The organism is Streptomyces sp. NPDC005435, from assembly GCF_040703155.1.
GTDB lineage: Bacteria > Actinomycetota > Actinomycetes > Streptomycetales > Streptomycetaceae > Streptomyces.
Window position 1 is genome coordinate 15,825 of sequence record NZ_JBEXEQ010000015.1, and the last position, 19,663, is coordinate 35,487.

12 protein-coding genes are annotated in these 19,663 nt (G+C 72.2%); 4 read left to right on the top strand and 8 right to left on the bottom strand.

Translation table 11 applies throughout. The features are described from left to right. Window positions 1-113: 113 nt before the first annotated feature. On the bottom strand, window positions 114-806 hold the full coding sequence (locus AB0898_RS20205; RefSeq protein WP_366804313.1) for an SIMPL domain-containing protein: 693 nt from the start codon (window positions 804-806) through the stop codon (window positions 114-116). 149 nt (window positions 807-955) lie between these two features. Between AB0898_RS20205 and AB0898_RS20210 the strand changes: the two genes are divergently transcribed. Then, complete coding sequence (locus tag AB0898_RS20210) at window positions 956-2,779, top strand: 5'-nucleotidase C-terminal domain-containing protein (protein WP_366804314.1); 1,824 nt, start codon at window positions 956-958, stop codon at window positions 2,777-2,779. 25 nt (window positions 2,780-2,804) lie between these two features. Here AB0898_RS20210 and AB0898_RS20215 read toward each other — a convergent pair whose 3' ends face one another. Together AB0898_RS20215 and AB0898_RS20220 are read right to left on the bottom strand one after the other, a co-directional pair. Next, window positions 2,805-4,217 (bottom strand): SidA/IucD/PvdA family monooxygenase, encoded by a 1,413-nt coding sequence (locus AB0898_RS20215; protein ID WP_366804315.1) that lies wholly within the window; start codon window positions 4,215-4,217, stop codon window positions 2,805-2,807. Further along, window positions 4,214-5,572 (bottom strand): aminotransferase class V-fold PLP-dependent enzyme, encoded by a 1,359-nt coding sequence (locus AB0898_RS20220; RefSeq protein ID WP_366804316.1) that lies wholly within the window; start codon window positions 5,570-5,572, stop codon window positions 4,214-4,216. Before AB0898_RS20220 ends, AB0898_RS20215 begins: the two co-directional genes overlap by 4 nt. Before the next feature lie 146 nt (window positions 5,573-5,718). Between AB0898_RS20220 and AB0898_RS20225 the strand changes: the two genes are divergently transcribed. Continuing rightward, window positions 5,719-6,249: a GNAT family N-acetyltransferase gene (locus tag AB0898_RS20225; protein ID WP_366804317.1), complete on the top strand. Its 531-nt coding sequence runs from the start codon at window positions 5,719-5,721 to the stop codon at window positions 6,247-6,249. A gap of 70 nt (window positions 6,250-6,319) precedes the next feature. Here the strand turns inward: AB0898_RS20225 and pepN are convergent, their stop codons facing one another. Both pepN and AB0898_RS20235 read right to left on the bottom strand, forming a co-directional pair. Continuing rightward, complete coding sequence (gene pepN / locus AB0898_RS20230; RefSeq protein WP_366804318.1) at window positions 6,320-8,803, bottom strand: aminopeptidase N; 2,484 nt, start codon at window positions 8,801-8,803, stop codon at window positions 6,320-6,322. 453 nt (window positions 8,804-9,256) lie between these two features. Continuing rightward, entirely contained in the window at window positions 9,257-9,601 is a 345-nt protein-coding gene (locus AB0898_RS20235; protein WP_366804319.1) for a chorismate mutase, read from the bottom strand. A gap of 98 nt (window positions 9,602-9,699) precedes the next feature. Here AB0898_RS20235 and AB0898_RS20240 point away from each other — a divergent pair, with 98 nt between their 5' ends. Continuing rightward, window positions 9,700-10,617 (top strand): hypothetical protein, encoded by a 918-nt coding sequence (locus AB0898_RS20240; RefSeq protein WP_366804320.1) that lies wholly within the window; start codon window positions 9,700-9,702, stop codon window positions 10,615-10,617. Window positions 10,618-10,632: 15 nt separating this feature from the next. Here the strand turns inward: AB0898_RS20240 and AB0898_RS20245 are convergent, their stop codons facing one another. Further along, window positions 10,633-11,844, bottom strand: a complete 1,212-nt coding sequence (locus tag AB0898_RS20245; RefSeq protein WP_366804321.1) for a hypothetical protein — start codon at window positions 11,842-11,844, stop codon at window positions 10,633-10,635. A 331-nt stretch (window positions 11,845-12,175) separates the two neighbouring features. On the opposite strand from AB0898_RS20245, the gene AB0898_RS20250 reads away from it, so the two are divergent. Then, window positions 12,176-13,093, top strand: a complete 918-nt coding sequence (locus AB0898_RS20250; RefSeq protein WP_366804322.1) for a rhomboid family intramembrane serine protease — start codon at window positions 12,176-12,178, stop codon at window positions 13,091-13,093. A gap of 139 nt (window positions 13,094-13,232) precedes the next feature. On the opposite strand, the gene AB0898_RS20255 is transcribed toward AB0898_RS20250, so the two are convergent. Both AB0898_RS20255 and gltB read right to left on the bottom strand, forming a co-directional pair. Then, window positions 13,233-14,696, bottom strand: coding sequence for a glutamate synthase subunit beta (locus tag AB0898_RS20255; protein WP_366804323.1), 1,464 nt, complete (start codon window positions 14,694-14,696; stop codon window positions 13,233-13,235). Beyond that, window positions 14,689-19,200 carry a glutamate synthase large subunit gene (gene gltB, locus AB0898_RS20260; RefSeq protein WP_366804457.1) on the bottom strand — a complete coding sequence of 1,504 codons (4,512 nt, stop codon included), beginning with the start codon at window positions 19,198-19,200 and terminating at the stop codon, window positions 14,689-14,691. Before gltB ends, AB0898_RS20255 begins: the two co-directional genes overlap by 8 nt. Window positions 19,201-19,663: the final 463 nt, after the last annotated feature.

Genomic DNA, 19,663 nt, shown 5'->3' on the forward strand with positions numbered 1-19,663 from the left:
CGATGTTTTTCGCGCAACAGTTCGTCACCCATTTCGCTCACGCATTCACCTCACCTATTCATCCTGCCCGTTCACGCCGCCCGTTCACGCCGCCCATTTCCGGGCCCGCGTTTTCACAGCCTCGGCGGCACCAGCGTGAAGCGCGCCGTGACCTGCGCGGCCACCGTGATCCGTGCGGGTTCCAGGTCGAGGGCCTCGGGCGGTTCGGCGGGGCCGCCTCCGGCGAAGGGGCGGGCGGCGCGGCCATAGCCGGCGGTGGTGCGGGGGCGGGCGGCGCCGGCGTCGGCGAGTTCGACCAGGGCGGCGACGGAGGTGCCGAGCGCTTCGGCGTATTCGCGGGCGCGCTGGAGGGCGTCGGCGACGGCGCGGCGGCGGGCCTCGGTGTGGACCGGGGAGCCGGGGCGCAGGGACCACCAGGGGCCGTCGACTCGGGTCATTTCCAAGTCGGCCAGTCGGGTGGTGAGTTCGGCCAGTGCGGTGAAGTCGGTGAACTCGGCGTCGAGGCGGACCTGGCCCTGGTGGCTGCGGACGTGTTCGTCCCGGCCGCGTCGGTTGAGTTCGGGGGTGAGGGAGAAGACGCCGGTGGAGAGTTCGGCGACGGCTTCGCCGTAGGACTTGACGAGGTCGAGGACGGCGGCGTTGCGGCGGGTGAGGTCGTCGAGGGTGGCGCGCCGGTCGCGGCCCCGGGCGGCGACGGTGATGCCGATGCGGGCGATCTCGGGTCCGGTCTCGAACTCCGCCTCGCCCTGGACCACGAGGAGGGGGGCGTCGGGGGTGCCGTGCGCGGGTGCCGGTGGAGTGGTCATGTGTCCCACTGTGTCATGTGACGCCCGTACGGGTGGCGGGAGTTCGGGGGGTACCGGTCACCGGATCGCAACCTGGGAGGTCTGTTGCGGCGGGGCGTGGCCCGGCACAATCTACGCGCGTTGTCCGATCGTGCCGAGAGAGGCCACCGATGTCGTTGAACCGCCGGAAGTTCCTGAAGAAGTCCGCCGTGACCGGGGCGGGGGTGGCCGTCGCGGGCGGAGTCGGGGCGCCGGCGGCCGAGGCCGCGCCCGCCACGCACGGCGAGCACGACCAGCACGGCAGGCACCACGAGAAGCGGTACGCGCTGACCGTGATGGGCACGACCGATCTGCACGGGCACGTCTTCAACTGGGACTACTTCAAGAACGCGGAGTACGCCGACCCGGCGGGCAACGCGCTGGGTCTGTCGCGGATCTCGACGCTGGTGAACCAGGTCCGTGCGGAGAAGGGGCGGCACAACACGCTGCTCATCGACGCGGGCGACACGATCCAGGGCACCCCGCTGACGTACTACTACGCCAAGGTGGACCCGATCACCGCCAAGGGCGGTCCGGTGCATCCGATGGCGCTGGCGATGAACGCGATCGGGTACGACGCGGCGGCGCTGGGCAATCACGAGTTCAATTACGGCATCGAGACGCTGCGGAAGTTCGAGAGCCAGTTGCGTTTTCCGCTGCTGGGCGCGAACGCGGTGGACGCGAAGACGCTGAAGCCGGCGTTCCAGCCGTACGTCATGAAGCAGTACCGGGTGCCGGGGGCGCCGCCGGTGAAGGTGGCGGTGCTGGGGCTGACGAACCCGGGCATCGCGATCTGGGACAAGGCGTACGTCCAGGGGAAGCTGGCGTTCGAGGGGCTTGAGGAGCAGGCGGCGAAGTGGGTGCCGAGGCTGCGCTCGATGGGTGCGGACGTGGTGATCGTCTCGGCGCACTCGGGTACGTCGGGCACGTCGTCGTACGGGGACCAGGTGCCGTACGTGGAGAACGCGGCGGCGAACGTGGCGCGGCAGGTGCCGGGGATCGACGCGATTCTGGTGGGGCACGCGCATGTGGAGATCCCGGAGCTGCGGGTCGTCAACGAGAAGTCGGGGAAGACGGTCGTGCTGTCGGAGCCGCTGTGCTTCGCGGAGCGGCTGACGCTGTTCGACGTGGAGCTGGTGCTGCGGCGGGGGAAGTGGGAGGTGGAGTCGGTCGCGGCGTCGCTGCGGGACTCGCGGACGGTCGCGGACGACCCGAAGATCACCCGGTTGCTGACGGCGGAGCACACGAAGGTGGTCGCGTACGTCAACCAGGTGGTGGGCCGGGCGACCGAGACGCTGACGACGGTGGACGCGCGGTACAAGGACGCGCCGATCATCGACCTGATCAACAAGGTGCAGGAGGACGTGGTCAAGGCCGCGCTGGCGGGCACCGCGTACGCGTCGCTGCCGGTGCTGTCGCAGGCGTCGCCGTTCTCGCGGACGAGTGAGATCCCGGCGGGCGATGTGACGATCCGGGATCTGTCGAGCCTGTACGTGTACGACAACACGCTGGTGGCGAAGCTGCTGACGGGTGCGCAGGTGCGGGCGTACCTGGAGTACTCGGCGGAGTACTTCGTGCAGACGGCGCCGGGTGCCCCGGTGGACGTGGACAGGCTGACGAACGCGAACGACCGCCCGGACTACAACTACGACTATGTGTCCGGGCTGTCGTACGACATCGACGTGGCGCAGCCGGCCGGGTCGCGGATCAAGAACGTGACGTTCGGCGGGGCGCCGCTGGACGATGCCGCGCAGTTCGTGTTCGCGGTGAACAACTACCGGGCGAACGGTGGGGGCGCCTTCCCGTATGTGGCGTCGGCGAAGGAGCTGTGGTCGGAGTCCACGGAGATCCGGACCCGGATCGCGGAGTGGGTGACGGCGAAGGGTGAGCTGGATCCGAAGGACTTCGCGTCGGTGGACTGGAAGCTGACGCGGAACGGCACCCCGGTGTTCTAGAAGGTGTTCTAGAAGCCTTCTGTCGCTAGACCGGTGCCCCGGCGACGGTGCGGACCTGATGAGTCCTGCCGTCGCCGGGGTTCGTGCGTTGGGGGTGGAGTCCGAAGGTGGTGAAGGCGGTGCGGGTGGGCAGGGGGTACTGCTCCTTGCCCGTCAGGGAGTTGAGGATGCGGGCGCTGCGCCAGGCGGCGAGTCCGAGGTCGGGGGCGCCGACGCCGTGGGTGTGGAGTTCGGCGTTCTGGACGTGGACGGCGCCGGTGACGGCGGGGTCGAGGACGAGGCGGAACTCGTCGTCGATCAGGGGGCGTCCGGCGCTGTCGCGGCGCAGGTGGGGGGCGAGTCCGGCGAGGACGCCGTCCAGGGGGCGCTGGCGGTAGCCGGTGGCGAGGACGACGGCGTCGGTGGCGAGGCGGGTGCGGCTGCCCTGGTCGTGGTGTTCGAGGTGGAGTTCGACCTGTCCGGTGCCGAGGCGCCCTGCGGTGCGGACGTGGACGCCGGGGGTGAGGACGGCGTCGGGCCAGCCGCCGTGGAGGGTGCGCCGGTACAGCTCGTCGTGGATGGCGGCGAGGGTGCCCGCGTCGACGCCCTTGTGGAGCTGCCACTGTGCGGGGACGAGCCGGTCGCGGACGGGTTCGGCCAGGGCGTGGAAGTAGCGGGTGTGGTCGGGGGTGAAGTGTTCCAGGCCGAGCTTGGAGTACTCCATGGGGGCGAAGGCGGGGGTGCGGCCGATCCAGTGGAGGCCCTCGCGGCTCTGGGGGCGGTGGCGCAGGAGGTCGAGGAAGACCTCGGCGCCGGACTGTCCTGAGCCGACGACGGTGACGTGGGCCGCGGCGAGGAGGGTGTCGCGGTGGGTGAGGTAGTCGGCGGCGTGCAGGACGGGGACGCCGGGGGCGGCGGCGAGGGGGCGCAGGGGTTCGGGGACGTGGGGTGCGGTGCCGATGCCGAGGACGAGGTTGCGGGCGCGGGTGCGGCCGAGGGATTCGGCCTGGCCTTCGGTGTCGAGGCGGGTGAAGTCGACCTCGAAGACCTCGCGTTCGGGGTCCCAGCGGACGGTGTCGACCTGGTGGGAGAAGCGCAGTCCGGGCAGGTGCCGGGCGACCCAGCGGCAGTAGGCGTCGTATTCGGCGCGCCGGATGTGGAAGTGCTCGGCGAAGTAGAAGGGGAAGAGGCGCTGGCGGGCGCGGAGGTAGTTGAGGAAGCTCCAGGGGCTGGTGGGGTCGGCGAGGGTCACCAGGTCGGCGAGGAAGGGGACTTGGAGGGTGGCGTCGTCGATGAGCAGGCCGGGGTGCCAGTGGAAGCCGGGGCGCTGTTCGTAGAAGACGGCGTCGAGTTCGGCCAGCGGGTGGGCGAGGGCGGCCAGGGAGAGGTTGCAGGGGCCGATGCCGATGCCGACGAGGTCGCGGGGGGATGCGGGCTCGTGCCGTGGGGGCTGGGTCATCTGGGCGTGTGTCCTTCGACGAGTTTCAGGAGGTGGGCCAGGTCGTCCGGCCGGGTGTGGGGGTTGAGGAGGGTGGCCTTGAGCCAGAGGCGGCCGTCGGCGCGGGCCCGGCCGAGGACGGCGCGGCCCTGGTGGAGGAGGGTGCGGCGGACGGCGGCCACGGTGTCGTCGGGGGCGTGGGCGGGCCGGAACAGGACGGTGCTGATGCCGGGGGCGCCGTACAGCTCGAAGCGGGGGTGGTCGCGGACGAGTTCCGCGAACTCCTCGGCGCGGGCGCAGACTTGGTCGACCAGCTGGGCGAGTCCGGTGCGGCCGAGGGTCTTGAGGGTGACGGCGGTCTTGAGGATGTCGGGGCGGCGGGTGGTGCGCGGGGAGCGGCCGAGGAGGTCGGGGTAGCCGGCGTCGGTGTCGTCGTCGGCGTTGAGGTAGTCGGCGCGCTGGTGGAGGGCGGTCAGTTCGGCGGGGCGGGCTACGGCGAGGAGTCCGGCGGCGACGGGCTGCCAGCCGAGTTTGTGCAGGTCGAGGGTGACGGTGTCGGCGGCGTCGAGTCCGGTGAGCCGGGCGCGGTGGCGGTCGCTGAAGAGGAGTCCGCCGCCGTAGGCCGCGTCGATGTGGAGGCGGGCGTGGTGGGCGGCGCAGCGGGCGGCGATCTCGGGGAGCGGGTCGATGAGTCCGGCGTCGGTGGTGCCCGCGGTGGCGGCGACGAGGGCGGGGCCCTGGAGTCCGGCGAGCGCGGTGTCGAGGGCGGCGGGGTCGAGGGTGCCGTCGGGGGTGGGCAGGACGAGCGGGGCGGGCAGGCCGAGGAGCCAGGCGGCGCGGGGCAGGGAGTGGTGGGCGTTGGCCCCGCAGACGAGGGTGAGGGCGCTGCCGTGGGTCTCGCGGGCGAGGAGCAGGGCGAGCTGGTTGGACTCGGTGCCGCCGGTGGTGACGAGGGCGTCGGCGAGTCCGGCTTCGCGGGCGAGGGCGCGGGTGACGCGGGCTTCCAGGGCGGAGGCGGCGGGGGCCTGGTCCCAGGAGTCCAGGGAGGGGTTCAGGGCGCTGACGGCGAGGTCGGCGGCGGTGGCGACGGCGAGCGGCGGGCAGTGCAGATGGCCGGCGCAGAGCGGGTCGGCGGGGTCGGCGGCTCCGGCGGCGAGGAGGTGGACGAGGGCGCGCAGGGCGTCGGGGTCGCCGTGCTCGGGCAGGACGTCCCCGAGAATCGTCTCGGCCCGGGCTTCCACGGTGTGCGGTCCTCCGGCGGGCAGTGGTCCGCCCCGCTCCGCCGCTCCCGCCGCGAGGGCGTCGAGCACGGTGTCCAGCAGGGGCCGCAGCGCGTCGGGGCCGTGGGGTCCGGCGGCGAGGGGCGGGGTGCTCATGGGCTCTCCTGCGGGGCGGGGGACCTCCGGCCGGGCGGATTTGGGGCCGGGTGTCCGCGATGTCCAACGACCGAAGCCGGTCGTGGGTACTGCCGTGCGGGGAAAACACGTCGGAGGAGTGCGTGTACGGGCCTATCGTCGGCGGGATGAACGAGGTGTGGCCGATCGATGTCCCGGGTGAGCGGGTCCTCGTCCGGGAGGTGGACCCCCGCGACGAGGGGCCGCTGCTCCGGCTGTTCGAGGAGTGCGAGGACTGGTTCCTGGCGGCGACGGGGCTGCCGTCGGGGCCGGGTGACGTGCAGAGTCTGTTCTACGCGCTGCCGGCGGGCGCGGATCCGGCGGCCAAGGCGCTGCTGGTGGTGGAGCGCAACGGCGAGATCGCGGGGGTGATCGACGCGGTACGGGACCATCCCGAGCCGGGGGCGGTGGCGGTGGGGCTGTTCCTGCTGGCGCCGTGGGCGCGGGGGCGGGGTCTGGGCCGGGCGGTGGCGGAGGCGCTGCTCCCCCGCTTCGGCGAGCCCCCGCTGGTCACGGCGACGGTTCCGCCGGGGTGGGTGCCGGGTGAGCGCTTCCTGACCTGCCTCGGTTTCGCCCTGGACGCCCCCGAGACGGACACGGCCGGCGGGGGTACGGGGGCGCCGCGCCGGGCGGTGCTGCGCAGATCGGCTTCCGCCTGACCGCACGGCCCGACGCCCGGCACCCGACGCCGGGCACCCGGCGTCCGACGCCCGGCGCCCCTGTCGGCTGCTACTCCCCCCGTACGCGCAACGCCCGCCCCAGATCGTCGAGTTCGTCGATCAGCTTGCGGCGCAGGGCCGTCGGCGGGGCGTCCTCGCGCAGACAGGTCTCGCCGAGGGTGAGGGTCTCGCGGTCGACGGCGTGGCGGGGGAAGGCCCAGACGCCCGCGGCGGCGGCGATGGCGGGGCCGCGCCGGGCGGCGAGGGCGGGGGCCTCCTTGAAGTAGCGGGTGACGTACTCCCGTACCAGGTCGGCCTGTTCGGGCTGCCAGAAGCCCTGGGCGACGGCCTTGAAGAGGTAGTTGGAGAGGTCGTCGCCGGTGAACATCGCGTCCCAGGCGGCCCGCTTGGCCTCCGGGTCGGGCAGGGCGGCGCGGCAGCGGGCGGCGCCCTCCTGGCCGCTGGCGGACGGGTCGCGCTCCAGCTCGGCGGCGATGGCGGCCTCGTCGGTGGCGCCGAGCACGGCGAGCCGGCCGAGGATGCGCCAGCGCAGCTCGGGGTCGAGCTCGGGTCCGCCGGGCACCGTGCCGTCGGCGAGCCAGGCGTCGAGGGTCTCGGGGTGGGCGGCGACGTCGATGAGGCGGCGTACGGCGATCAGGCGCAGGCCGGGGTTGTCGCCGTCCTCGGTGCGGCGGATGAGGTCGCGGCAGAGCGAGGTGAGGGTGGCGAGCGCGGCGGGGCGCTCCTCGGGGGTGAGGTAGCGCAGCGCGATGTTGCCGATGGCGAAGGCGAGGACGCCCTCGACGAGGGCGAGGTCGCTCTCCAGCGGGAGGTGGGCGCGGGCGGTCTCCAGGTAGGCGGCGGGCGGGAGTTCGCCGTCGCGTACGGCGTCGCGCAGGGCGTTCCAGACGACCGCGCGGGTGAGCGGGTCGGGCAGTCCGGACAGGCCGGTGCGGATCGTGTCGAAGGAGTCGGCGTCGAAGCGGATCTTGGCGTAGGTCTGGTCGCCGTCGTTGAGGACGACCAGCGCGGGGCGCTTGCCGATGGAAGCGGGGCCCTCGTGCGGGATGTCGAGGCCGAGGGGTGCGCGCGGGGTGAGGCGGCCCTCCTCGGTGAGGTCGTGGTCGTAGAGGCCGACGGTGATCCGGTGCGGGCGGCCGCCCTCGTGCTCGACGGTGAGGGTGCGGGTGCCGTCCTCGGCGGAACCGATGTGCGCGCTGAGCTTGTCGACGCCGGTGGTGCGCAGCCAGGCGTCGGCCCAGGCGTGGACGTCGCGTTCGGTGGCGGCGGCGAGGGAGTCGATGAAGTCGGCGAGGGTGGCGTTGCCGAAGCGGTGCCGTTCGAAGTGGATGTTGATGCCCGCGAGGAAGTCCTTCTCGCCGAGCCAGGCGACCAGTTGGCGCAGCGCGGAGGCGCCCTTGGCGTAGGAGATGCCGTCGAAGTTGAGGAGGGCGGCGGCGGTGTCGTCGACGGCCTCGGGGGCGACGGGGTGGGTGGAGGGGCGCTGGTCGGCGTCGTAGCCCCAGGCCTTGCGGGTGACGCCGAACTCCACCCAGGGTTCGGTGAAGCGGGTGGCCTCCAGGGTGGTCTGGTAGCCCATGTACTCCGCGAAGGACTCGTTCAGCCAGATGTCGTCCCACCACTTGAGGGTGACGAGGTCGCCGAACCACATGTGGGCCATCTCGTGGGCGATGACCATGGCGCGAGTCTGCCGCTCGGTGTCGGTGACGGCGGAGCGGTAGACGAACTCGTCGCGGAAGGTGACGAGTCCGGGGTTCTCCATGGCGCCGGCGTTGAACTCGGGGACGAACGCCTGGTCGTAGGAGTCGAAGGGGTAGGGCTCGGCGAACTTCTCGTGGTAGCGGTCGAAGCAGGCGCGGGTGACGTCGAGGATCTCGTCGGCGTCGGCGTCGAGGTGGGGGGCGAGCGAGCGGCGGCAGTGGATGCCGAAGGGCAGGCCGCGGTGTTTGGTGTACACCGAGTGCCAGGGGCCGGCGGCGACGGCGAGGAGGTAGGTGGAGATGGGCGGGGTGGTGGCGGCCTTCCAGCGGCCCTCGCCGAGGTGTTCGGTGACGCCGTTGGCGAGGACGGTCCACTCCTCGGGGGCGGTGACGGTGACGTCGAAGACGGCCTTCAGGTCGGGCTGGTCGAAGGCGGCGTAGACGCGCTGGACGTCGTCCAGGAAGAGCTGGGTGTAGAGGTAGGTCTCGCCGTCGGTGGGGTCGGTGAAGCGGTGCATGCCCTCGCCGGTGCGCGAGTAGCGCATGACGGCGTCCACGGTGAGCTCGTGCTCGCCCTCGGTGAGGTTCTTCAGCGGCAGCCGGTTGCCGTCCAGCGACTCGGGGTCCAGCGGCTGTCCGTCCAGGGTGACGGAGCGCAGCTCGGCGGGCTTCAGCTCGACGAAGGTGTCCCCGTCGGACCGCGCGCCGAACGCGATCACGGTACGGGAGCCGAAGGTCTCTTCCCCGGTGGTGAGGTCGAGGTCGACGGTGTAGCGGTGGACGTCGATGAGCTGTGCTCGGGCTTGCGCTTCGTCGCGCGTCAGTACGGACATGCAGGCCATGCTGCCCGATGCCGCCGGTGCCGGACAGAGGCGGACCGGTACATGGCTTATGTCCGCCCCTCGCCCGCTCTTCCCCCGGCTCACCAGAGGCTTCGTGTCCCGCTCCTCCCTCAGTTCGCCGGAGGCCTGGCCGTGTCCTCGCCGGAGCGGCCCACGTGAGGTGCGGCCGCACGCGCGTGCCACGGATGCCGGCCAGCCGTCGGAAACGGCCGCGCTCGCTGCCGCCTGCGGCAACGGGTGGTGAGACGAATCCCCAGTCGCTACACAGCCCGAGCCGTGATGCACGCCGGGCATGTCCTCCCGCAGCGCGCGCCCCGCATGCCTGTCGGCGTCAGCGTGGGCGCGCGGCCGCGCTCGGCCGGTGGACGCCGGCGGACGGGGCGGCCGAGACGCACGCCGGGTGTGGCCGCCGGCACCGGATTCGGGGGCCCTCGGCCACCCCCGTCAACTCGCCGGAGGCTTCGCCGCCGTGTCCTCGGCGATGCGCTCGTGGTGGCGGATCACCTCGGCCACGATGAAGTTGAGGAACTTCTCGGCGAAGGCCGGGTCCAGGCGGGCGTCCTCGGCGAGGCTGCGCAGGCGGGCGATCTGGCGGGACTCGCGGGCCGGGTCGGCCGGGGGGAGCCGGTGGCGGGCCTTGAGGCGGCCGACCTGCTGGGTGGCCTTGAAGCGCTCGGCCAGCATGTGGACGACGGCCGCGTCGATGTTGTCGATGCTCGCCCGCAGCCGCTCCAGCTCCTCGCGGACCTCGGGCTCGACGTCACCGGTACCGGTGTTGCTGATGGTCATGGGCGACAACCCTACGGGGCGCGGCCCGGCGCCGTTCCGGGACGGTCGGGGCGGCCCTATGGTGGAGGGGGCTTCCCGGCGTCTTTGGGGGTGCGGACGTGGCGAACGGCGGACCGGTCGAGCACGGTTTCCCGCATCTGGCGACGGTACGGCGGGCGGTCACCGCGCTGTACAAGCGGCTGTCGTACGACGTGGTGGAGACCTTCTCGGCCAGTGTGGCCCCGGCCGACGTGGCCTTCGGCGACGCGGACGACCTGCATCTGGGCGCGCAGCGGGTGGCGCGCGAGCTGGTGCGGCACTTCCGGCTGCCGGACGCCCGGCTGATCGTGGGCTTCCGGGAGATGACCCACGCGGCGAACGTCGAGCTGGCGGCGGGCCCGGAGTACTTCGTGGAGCTGAACGACCGCTTCCGCACCCACCGCGAGGACATCGGCGCGGCCCTCGCCCACGAGGTCACGCACGTCTATCTGCACCGGCTCGGCCTGGCCTTCCCGACCACGGCGGAGAACGAGATCCTGACCGACACGGTGGCGGTCTACCTGGGCGCGGGCTGGCTGCTCCTGGACGCCTACCGCGAGCACGGCCCGGCCTCGCAGAAGCTGGGCTATCTCACCCCGGAGGAGTTCGGGTACGTGCTGGCCAAGCGGGCCCTGCTGTTCCACGAGGACCCGGCGGTGTGGTTCACGAGCCCGCAGGCGGCGGACGCGTACGCCAGGGGTCTCGCCCGCGCCCGGCACGACGAGCGCAGGCCCCCGCTGACGACGGCGGGCCGACTGGCCCGGCTCCGTTACACCCATGACCGGCACGCCCACGACCGGCACGCGCACGACCGGCGCCGCCCGCCGCACGGCCCCCCGGACCCGGAGGCGGGGTACACCTTCACCTCCGGGGCCGACGGGCGCCCGCGTGTCTCCTTCGACTGCCCGGTCTGCCACCAGCGGATCAGGGTGCCGGTGCGGGGCCGGGTCAAGGCGCGGTGCGGGCTGTGCCGCACGGTGCTGGAGTGCGACACCTGAGCCGCGGGCCGGGGGTCAGTCCGGCAGCCGGTCGAGCAGCCAGGACGCCAGTTCCCCGGTGACGGCGGTGTGGGCCGTCGTCTCGGAGGAGCAGAGGTAGTCGTCGACGTCGGACTCGTTCGGCGGAAGGTCCTCGACGGCCGCGTACAGGTCCTTCTGCTGGTCCAGGTCGCGGATCGAGACCGCGCTGACCGTGGGCACGAAAGAGATCTCCGGGTGCCGCAGGTCCACCTGCGCGCCCGCCTTCTTCAGCGCGTCGGCGAGGATGCCGTAGGAGCGCAGGGTGCCGCCGGGGGCGCCGTCCAGCTCGGGGAAGTCGCTGGTGGTGATGGTCTTCTCGGCGGCCGGGAAGCGCCGCTTCAGCTCGGCGACGGTGACGTTGCGGCCCTGGGCCTGGGCGTAGAAGGCGGTGCCGGGGTAGACCTTGTCGGCCTTGAGCACGGTCTCGCCGGGCGGTACGGCGATGCCGGTGCCGTCGCCCCGGCCGTTGGCGACCGCGAGGAGGCGGGGGATGCGGGGCCAGTCGCCGACCCGGGACAGCTCCTGGAGGAACTGCGTGCGCTCGGGGGCCACACCGCTCTCGCCGCTCTTCGGGTCGTAGTGGCGCCACAGCATCTGGCGGGCGGCGGGGCTGTCCATCTGCCGGGCGAAGTCGTTCGGCACGGGGATGAAGTGCGAGAACGCCTGGAGCCCGACGGGGATGTACGCGCCCCGGTGCGGGGTGTCGTACGAGAAGTAGACGCCGGTCTGGTGGTCCATGCGCTGCGTCTCCAGCCTGGCCAGCGCGTAGCGGGTGATCAGGCCGCCCATGCTGAAGCCGCCCACCGTGAGGCGGGTGCCGCCGAGCCGTTCGGCGATGGCCCGCATGATGGCGGCGGTCGCGGTCTGCGCGTTGTCGAGGATCGACGCGGTGCGCTCCTCGAAGCCGATCAGGATGACGTCCCGGCCCCGGCGGCGCAGTTCGGTCAGGAAGGGGTGGCCGCCGTCGAGACCCGCGTAGAGCCAGTCGAGGTCGCTGCGGCCGAGGTTGAAGCCGTCGGCCATGAGCACGGGCCGCACGAGGCCCCGGTGGCCCGAGCCGTAGTAGACGTGGGCGAAGCCGCCCGGCAGGTCCCACTTCTCGTCGGGCTCGGGGGCGGTGTACCCGGCGCGCGGGGCGGCGGACAGCGGGCCGGTGAGCGTGAACTCTCCGACGCCGCGCTCGGCTTGCTCGTTCTGCTCGGACAAGGCCGGCTCCTTCCGGATCCGCGCACGGCGCAGCGGCCCGCGAGGGGCGGGCCGGGTGACTGCGGTGGGGCGCGATGATCCGGGACATCATCAGCACGCCCTCCCACCAGCGCGGACGTGCCTCGCCGCACCTGTCATCCCTAAGAGTGCGCGGGCTTCGGGGCGATGACGCGGTGTCGGGAAATCAGGTGATCACAGCAGGACGGCCGGCGCTCCCTCCGCCCTCCCCCGTCGTTCCCCCGCCGTCCGCCCCGGTCCGATAGTTTGTTCGCCGCCGCCCCACCGGCTCTTCCTGTCCAGTCTTCACCGAGTTCTCCCCGAGGAGCCGGCCGTGACCGCCGAGTCCGACGTGACCACCTGCTTCCGCCATCCCAGGGTGGAGTCGCACGTCCGCTGCACCCGCTGCGACCGCTACATCTGCCCGGACTGCATGCGCGAGGCGGCGGTCGGCCACCAGTGCGTGGAGTGCGTGAAGGAGGGGACGCGGTCGGTCCGGCAGGCGCGGACGGCGTTCGGCGGCAGGATCAGCGCGGTGCCGCTGGTGACGTACGTGCTGGTCGGCCTGAACGTGCTCGCCTACCTCTGCGAGCTGGCCCGGCCGTCCCTGGTGGACCGGTTCGGGATGCTGGGCGCGGGGCTGCTCGGACCGCACGGCGGGCACTATCTGTGGCAGTACCCCTACGACCCGGTGCTGCGCCCGGAGGGCCTCGCGGGCGGGCAGTGGGAGCGGCTGCTGACCGGTGAGTTCCTGCACATGCCGCCGGACGAGGGCATGGGGATGGTGCACATCGTGATGAACATGGTGTCGCTGTGGAGCATCGGCCGGGTGGTGGAGACCCAGTTGGGGCGGGCCCGCTATCTCGGGCTGTATCTGCTCTCCGCGCTGGGCGGTTCGGTGCTGGTGCTGCTGGTCGCGCCCGACGACCTGACGATCGGCGCCTCGGGCGCCATCTTCGGCCTGGGCGCGGCGTATTGGGTGATGGGGCGCCGCCTGGGCTACGACATGCGGGCGGTCAACCAGTACATGACCGGGCTGCTGGTGTGGCTGGTGGTCTCGGCGTTCATGACGTCCTGGGAGGCGCACCTGGGCGGCCTGCTGACGGGCGGTCTGGTGACGCTGGCGTACGCCTACGCGCCCCGCGACAAGCGCCGGACGCTGATCCAGACGGGCGCGTGCGCGGCGCTGGTGGTGGCGCTGCTGGTGCTGGCGTGGGTGAAGGTGGCGGGCTTCACGGGCACCATGGCCTGAGCCGGGCGCCTTCGCGCCCTTTCCGCACCCGGCCCCGGACAGGCGGCGGCGCCTGCCGGGGCGTCCGGTCGGGGACTGTCGGGCAGGCGCCGCCCGATGCCGCGTACGTCGTTGTACGGGACATCCGGTGGTGGGGCCGTCAGACCGCCAGGGCGCGGTCGGTCGGACGGATCGGGGCGGGCAGGTCGCTCGCCCCGGTGAGGTGGCGGTCCACACCGCGGGCGGCGGAGCGGCCCTCGGCGATGGCCCACACGATGAGGGACTGGCCGCGGCCGGCGTCACCGGCGACGAACACGCCGGGCACGTTGGTCTGGAAGTCGGCGTCGCGGGCGATGTTGCCCCGCTCGTCCAGGTCGAGACCGAACTGCTCGACCAGACCGTTGTCCCGGTCGGTGCCGGTGAAGCCCATGGCGAGGGTGACCAGCTGGGCGGGGATCTTGCGCTCGCTGTCCGGCTTGGGGGTCAGCCGGCCCTCGATGAACTCGACCTCGGTCAGGTGCAGCCACTGGACGTTGCCGTCCTCGTCGCCCTCGAAGTGGGTGGTGGAGACGGAGTAGACCCGCTCACCGCCCTCCTCGTGGGCGCTGGTGACCTTGTAGAGCATGGGGAAGGTCGGCCAGGGCTGGTTCAGCGCGTGGCGCTCGTCGTTCGGGCGGGGCATGATCTCCAGCTGGGTGACGGAGGCCGCGCCCTGGCGGTGGGCGGTGCCCACACAGTCGGCGCCGGTGTCGCCGCCGCCGATGACGACGACGTGCTTGCCCTCGGCCGAGATCGGCGGGGCCACATAGTCGCCCTCCTGGACCTTGTTGGACAGCGGCAGGTACTCCATCGCCTGGTGGATGCCGCTCAACTCCCGTCCGGGGACGGGGAGATCGCGGGCGGTGGTGGCGCCGACGGCCAGGACGACCGCGTCGTAGCGCTTCTTGAGGTCGGTCGCCTTGAGGTCGCGGCCGATCTCGACGCCGGTGCGGAAGCGGGTGCCCTCCGCGCGCATCTGCTCTATGCGGCGGTTGATGTGCCGCTTCTCCATCTTGAACTCGGGGATGCCGTACCGCAGCAGGCCGCCGACGCGGTCGGCGCGCTCGTAGACGGCGACCGTGTGCCCGGCGCGGGTGAGCTGCTGGGCGGCGGCGAGGCCGGCCGGGCCCGAGCCGACGACGGCGACGGTCTTGCCCGAGAGGCGCTCGGGGATGCGCGGGGCGACGTCCCCGGTCTCCCACGCCTTGTCGATGATGGAGACCTCGACGTTCTTGATGGTCACCGGCTGCTGGTTGATGCCCAGCACACAGGCCGACTCACAGGGGGCGGGGCAGAGGCGGCCGGTGAACTCCGGGAAGTTGTTGGTCGCGTGCAGCCGCTCGGAGGCGGCGGCCCAGTCCTGCCGGTAGGCGTAGTCGTTCCACTCGGGGATGAGGTTCCCGAGCGGACAGCCGTTGTGACAGAACGGGATGCCGCAGTCCATGCACCGGCTGGCCTGCTTGCTGATGATCGGCAGCAGGGAGCCGGGGACGTAGACCTCGTTCCAGTCCTTGAGGCGCACGTCCACGGGGCGGGTGCGGGCGACCTCGCGGCCGTGGTTCAGAAAGCCCTTGGGATCAGCCATTGGTCGCCGCCTCCATCATCTTCTCGGTGATCTCGGTCTCGGAGAGACCGGCTCGCTCGGCGGCGTCCTTGGCGGCGAGCACTGCCTTGTAGGTGCTGGGGATGATCCTGCTGAACCGCTCGACGGCCCGGTCCCAGTCGTCGAGCAGCTTGGCGGCGACCGTGGAGCCGGTCTCCTCCGCGTGGCGGCGCACGGCCTCGTGCAGCCAGACGCGGTCGGCGGCGTCCAGGGGCTCGATCGCGCCGGCGTTGCCGGGGTTGACGTTGTCCCGGTCGAGGTCGATCACATAGGCGATGCCGCCGGACATGCCCGCCGCGAAGTTGCGGCCGGTCGGGCCGAGGACGACGGCGTGGCCGCCGGTCATGTACTCGCAGCCGTGGTCGCCCACGCCCTCGGAGACCACCAGGGCGCCGGAGTTGCGGACGCAGAAGCGTTCGCCGGTGCGGCCGCGCAGGAACAGCTCGCCGCCGGTGGCGCCGTAGCCGATCGTGTTGCCCGCGATGGTGGAGTACTCGGCGAGGTGGTCGGCCGCCCGGTCGGGGCGGACGACGATCCGGCCGCCGGAGAGGCCCTTGCCGACGTAGTCGTTGGCGTCGCCCTCCAGGCGGAGGGTGACTCCGCGCGGCAGGAAGGCGCCGAAGGACTGCCCTGCCGAGCCGGTGAAGGTGATGTCGATGGTGTCGTCGGGCAGGCCCGCGCCACCGAACTTCCGGGTCACCTCGTGGCCGAGCATGGTGCCGACCGTGCGGTTGATGTTGCGGATGGCGACCTGGGCGCGCACCGGGTGGGCCTCGGCGGCGTCCGGGGCGGCGAGCGCGTCGGCGGCGAGCTTGATCAGCTCGTTGTCGAGCGCCTTCTCCAGGCCGTGGTCCTGGGTGGTGATCTGGTGGCGCGCCGCGCCCTCGGGCAGCTCGGGCACGTGGAACAGCGGGGCCAGCTCCAGGCCCTGGGCCTTCCAGTGGTTCACCGCGCGCTCGACGTCCAGCACCTCGGCGTGGCCGACGGCCTCCTCGATGGAGCGGAAGCCCAGCTCGGCCAGGAGTTCGCGGACCTCTTCGGCGATGAACCGGAAGAAGTTGACGACGTACTCGGCCTTGCCGTTGAACCGCTCGCGCAGGACCGGGTTCTGGGTGGCGATGCCGACCGGGCAGGTGTCCAGGTGGCAGACGCGCATCATCACGCAGCCGGAGACGACCAGGGGCGCGGTGGCGAAGCCGAACTCCTCGGCGCCGAGCAGCGCGGCGATCACCACGTCACGGCCGGTCTTGAGCTGGCCGTCGGTCTGGACGACGATCCGGTCCCGCAGCCCGTTGAGCAGCAGGGTCTGCTGGGTCTCGGCGAGGCCCAGCTCCCAGGGACCGCCCGCGTGCTTGAGCGAGGTCAGCGGGGAGGCGCCCGTACCGCCGTCGTGGCCGGAGATGAGCACCACGTCCGCGTGCGCCTTGGACACACCCGCCGCGACCGTGCCGACGCCGACCTCGGAGACCAGCTTGACGTGAATCCGCGCCTGCGGGTTCGCGTTCTTCAGGTCGTGGATCAGCTGGGCCAGGTCCTCGATGGAGTAGATGTCGTGGTGCGGGGGCGGGGAGATCAGGCCGACGCCGGGCGTGGAGTGCCGGGTCTTGGCGACCCACGGGTAGACCTTGTGGCCGGGCAGCTGGCCGCCCTCGCCGGGCTTGGCGCCCTGGGCCATCTTGATCTGGATGTCGTCGGCGTTGACCAGGTACTCGCTCGTCACGCCGAAGCGGCCGGAGGCGACCTGCTTGATGGCGCTGCGCCGGGCCGGGTCGTAGAGCCGGTCCGGGTCCTCGCCGCCCTCGCCGGTGTTGGACTTGCCGCCCAGCTCGTTCATCGCGATGGCGAGCGTCTCGTGCGCCTCGCGGGAGATGGAGCCGTACGACATGGCGCCGGTGGAGAAGCGCTTGACGATCTCGGAGACCGGCTCGACCTCGTCCACCGGGATCGGCGCCCGCCCTGAGTCGAAGCCGAACAGGCCGCGCAGCGTCATCAGGCGCTCGGACTGCTCGTTCACGCGGTCGGTGTACTTCTTGAAGATGTCGTACCGGCCGGCGCGGGTGGAGTGCTGAAGGCGGAAGACCGTCTCGGGGTCGAACAGGTGCGGCTCGCCCTCGCGGCGCCACTGGTACTCGCCGCCGATCTCCAGGGTGCGGTGCGCGGGCGCGATGCCGCTGGCCGGGTACGCCTTGGCGTGGCGGGCGGCGACCTCACGCGCGATGACGTCGATGCCCACGCCGCCGATCTTGGAGGTGGTGCCGTCGAAGTACTTCGCGACGAACTCGTCCTCAAGGCCGACGGCCTCGAAGACCTGGGCGCCCCGGTAGGAGGCGACGGTGGAGATGCCCATCTTGGACATGACCTTCAGGACGCCCTTGCCGAGGGCGTAGATCAGGTTGCGGATGGCCTGCTCGGGCTCCATGCCGGGCAGGAAGGTGCCCGCGCGGACCAGGTCCTCGACGGACTCCATCGCCAGGTACGGGTTGACGGCGGCCGCGCCGTAGCCGATCAGCAGGGCGACGTGGTGGACCTCGCGCACGTCACCGGCCTCGACCAGCAGGCCCACGTGGGTGCGCTGCTTGGTGCGGATGAGGTGGTGGTGGACGGCGGCGGTGAGCAGCAGCGAGGGGATCGGCGCGTGCTCGGCGTCGGAGTGCCGGTCGGACAGGACGATCAGCCGGGCGCCGTTGTCGATGGCGGCGTCCGCCTCGGCGCAGATCTCCTCTATGCGCGCGGCCAGGGACTCGCCGCCGCCGGAGACCCGGTAGAGGCCGGAGAGGGTCGCGGCCTTGAAGCCGGGCATGTCGCCGTCGGCGTTGATGTGGATGAGCTTGGCCAGCTCGTCGTTGTCGATCACCGGGAACGGCAGCAGGACCGAGCGGCAGGAGGCCGCGGTCGGGTCGAGCAGGTTGCCCGAGGGGCCGAGCGAGGAGCGCAGGGAGGTGACCAGTTCCTCGCGGATGGCGTCCAGCGGGGGGTTGGTGACCTGGGCGAAGAGCTGGGTGAAGTAGTCGAAGAGCAGCCGGGGGCGCTCGGAGAGGGCCGCGATGGGGCTGTCGGTGCCCATGGAGCCGATGGGTTCGGCGCCGGCCTTGGCCATCGGGGCGAGGATGACGCGCAGCTCTTCCTCGGTGTAGCCGAAGGTCTGCTGGCGGCGGGTGACGGAGGCGTGGGTGTGCACGATGTGCTCGCGCTCGGGCAGGTCGCCCAGCTCGATCTCCCCGGCCTCCATCCAGTCCCCGTAGGGCTGCGCGGTGGCGAGGGACGCCTTGATCTCGTCGTCCTCGATGATGCGGTGCTCGGCGGTGTCCACGAGGAACATGCGGCCGGGCTGGAGGCGGCCCTTGCGGACCACGCGGGCGGGGTCGATGTCGAGGACGCCGACCTCGGAGCCGAGGACGACCAGGCCCTCGTCGGTGACCCAGTAGCGGCCGGGGCGCAGGCCGTTGCGGTCGAGTACGGCGCCGACCTGGACGCCGTCGGTGAAGGTGACGCAGGCGGGGCCGTCCCAGGGCTCCATCATCGTGGAGTGGAACTGGTAGAAGGCGCGCCGGGCCGGGTCCATGGAGGCGTGGTTCTCCCACGCCTCCGGGATCATCATCAGCACGGAGTGGGGCAGCGAGCGGCCGCCCAGGTGCAGCAGTTCGAGCACCTCGTCGAAGGACGCCGAGTCGGAGGCGTCCGGCGTACACACCGGGAACGTCCGCGACAGGTTGTCCTCGGTGCCGAACAGGTCCGAGCCGAGCTGGGACTCGCGGGCGCGCATCCAGTTGCGGTTGCCCTTGACGGTGTTGATCTCACCGTTGTGCGCGATGAAGCGGTACGGGTGCGCGAGCGGCCACGACGGGAAGGTGTTCGTGGAGAACCGGGAGTGCACGAGCGCGATCGCGGAGGCGAAGCGGCGGTCGGACAGGTCCGGGAAGAAGGGCTCCAGCTGGCCGGTGGTCAGCATGCCCTTGTAGACGATGGTCCGGGCGGACAGCGAGGGGAAGTAGACCCCCGCCTCCCGCTCGGCGCGCTTGCGCAGGACGAACGCCTTGCGGTCGAGCGCGATGCCCTCGCTGACGCCGTCGCCGACGAAGATCTGCCGGAAGGCGGGCATGGTCGAGCGGGCGGTCGCGCCGAGCAGCTCGGGGGCGACCGGGACCTCGCGCCAGCCGAGGACCGTGAGGCCCTCCTCGGCGGCGATCGTCTCAATCCGTGAGACAGCTTCGGAGGTGCCGCCCTCGGGCAGGAAGGCGATGCCGACCGCGTAGGAACCGGCGGCCGGCAGATCGAATCCGGCCACCTCGCGGAAGAACGCGTCGGGCACCTGGCAAAGGATGCCGGCGCCGTCCCCGGAGTCGGGTTCGGAGCCGGTGGCACCCCGGTGTTCGAGATTGCGCAGTACGGTCAGCGCCTGCTCGACCAGCGCGTGGCTCGCCTCGCCGGTGAGGGTGGCCACGAAACCGACGCCACAGGCGTCGTGTTCGTCGCGGGGGTCGTACATGCCCTGAGCCGCAGGGCGGGCATCCATGAAGGACCAGGGGCGGTCGGTCACGGAGTGCTGGGACGGCTGGCGCGGCGTACGCATCGGCTCTCCCGTCGTCGTCATCTGGCCATGTGCGGTACCGAGGGACGACGCTGGCCCTCTGCGTGGGGTGCAAAATTTCGTGCAGGTTACATGATGGGACGGCTCCCGGGAACCGGATAGGCCGTTCCACCATGCGGACGCCACACGGAAGGTCGCGGCGGGTGCCGCTGGGGTGCGGCGGGGTGCCGCAGGGGTCGCGGCGGGTGCCGCGAGGTCGTTCGCGGCGGGTGCCGCGCACGGCGGCGGGAAAGGTGCGTGAAGGCCGGGCCGGGGACAATCGGTCGGATCGGGACCGGCCGGTCCGAGGGGGGCGGGCCGGGCGTCTTTCCCCCGGTCCGCGGGCGTCACCGCAGGCGTCATTGCCCGCAGTGCCAGTGCT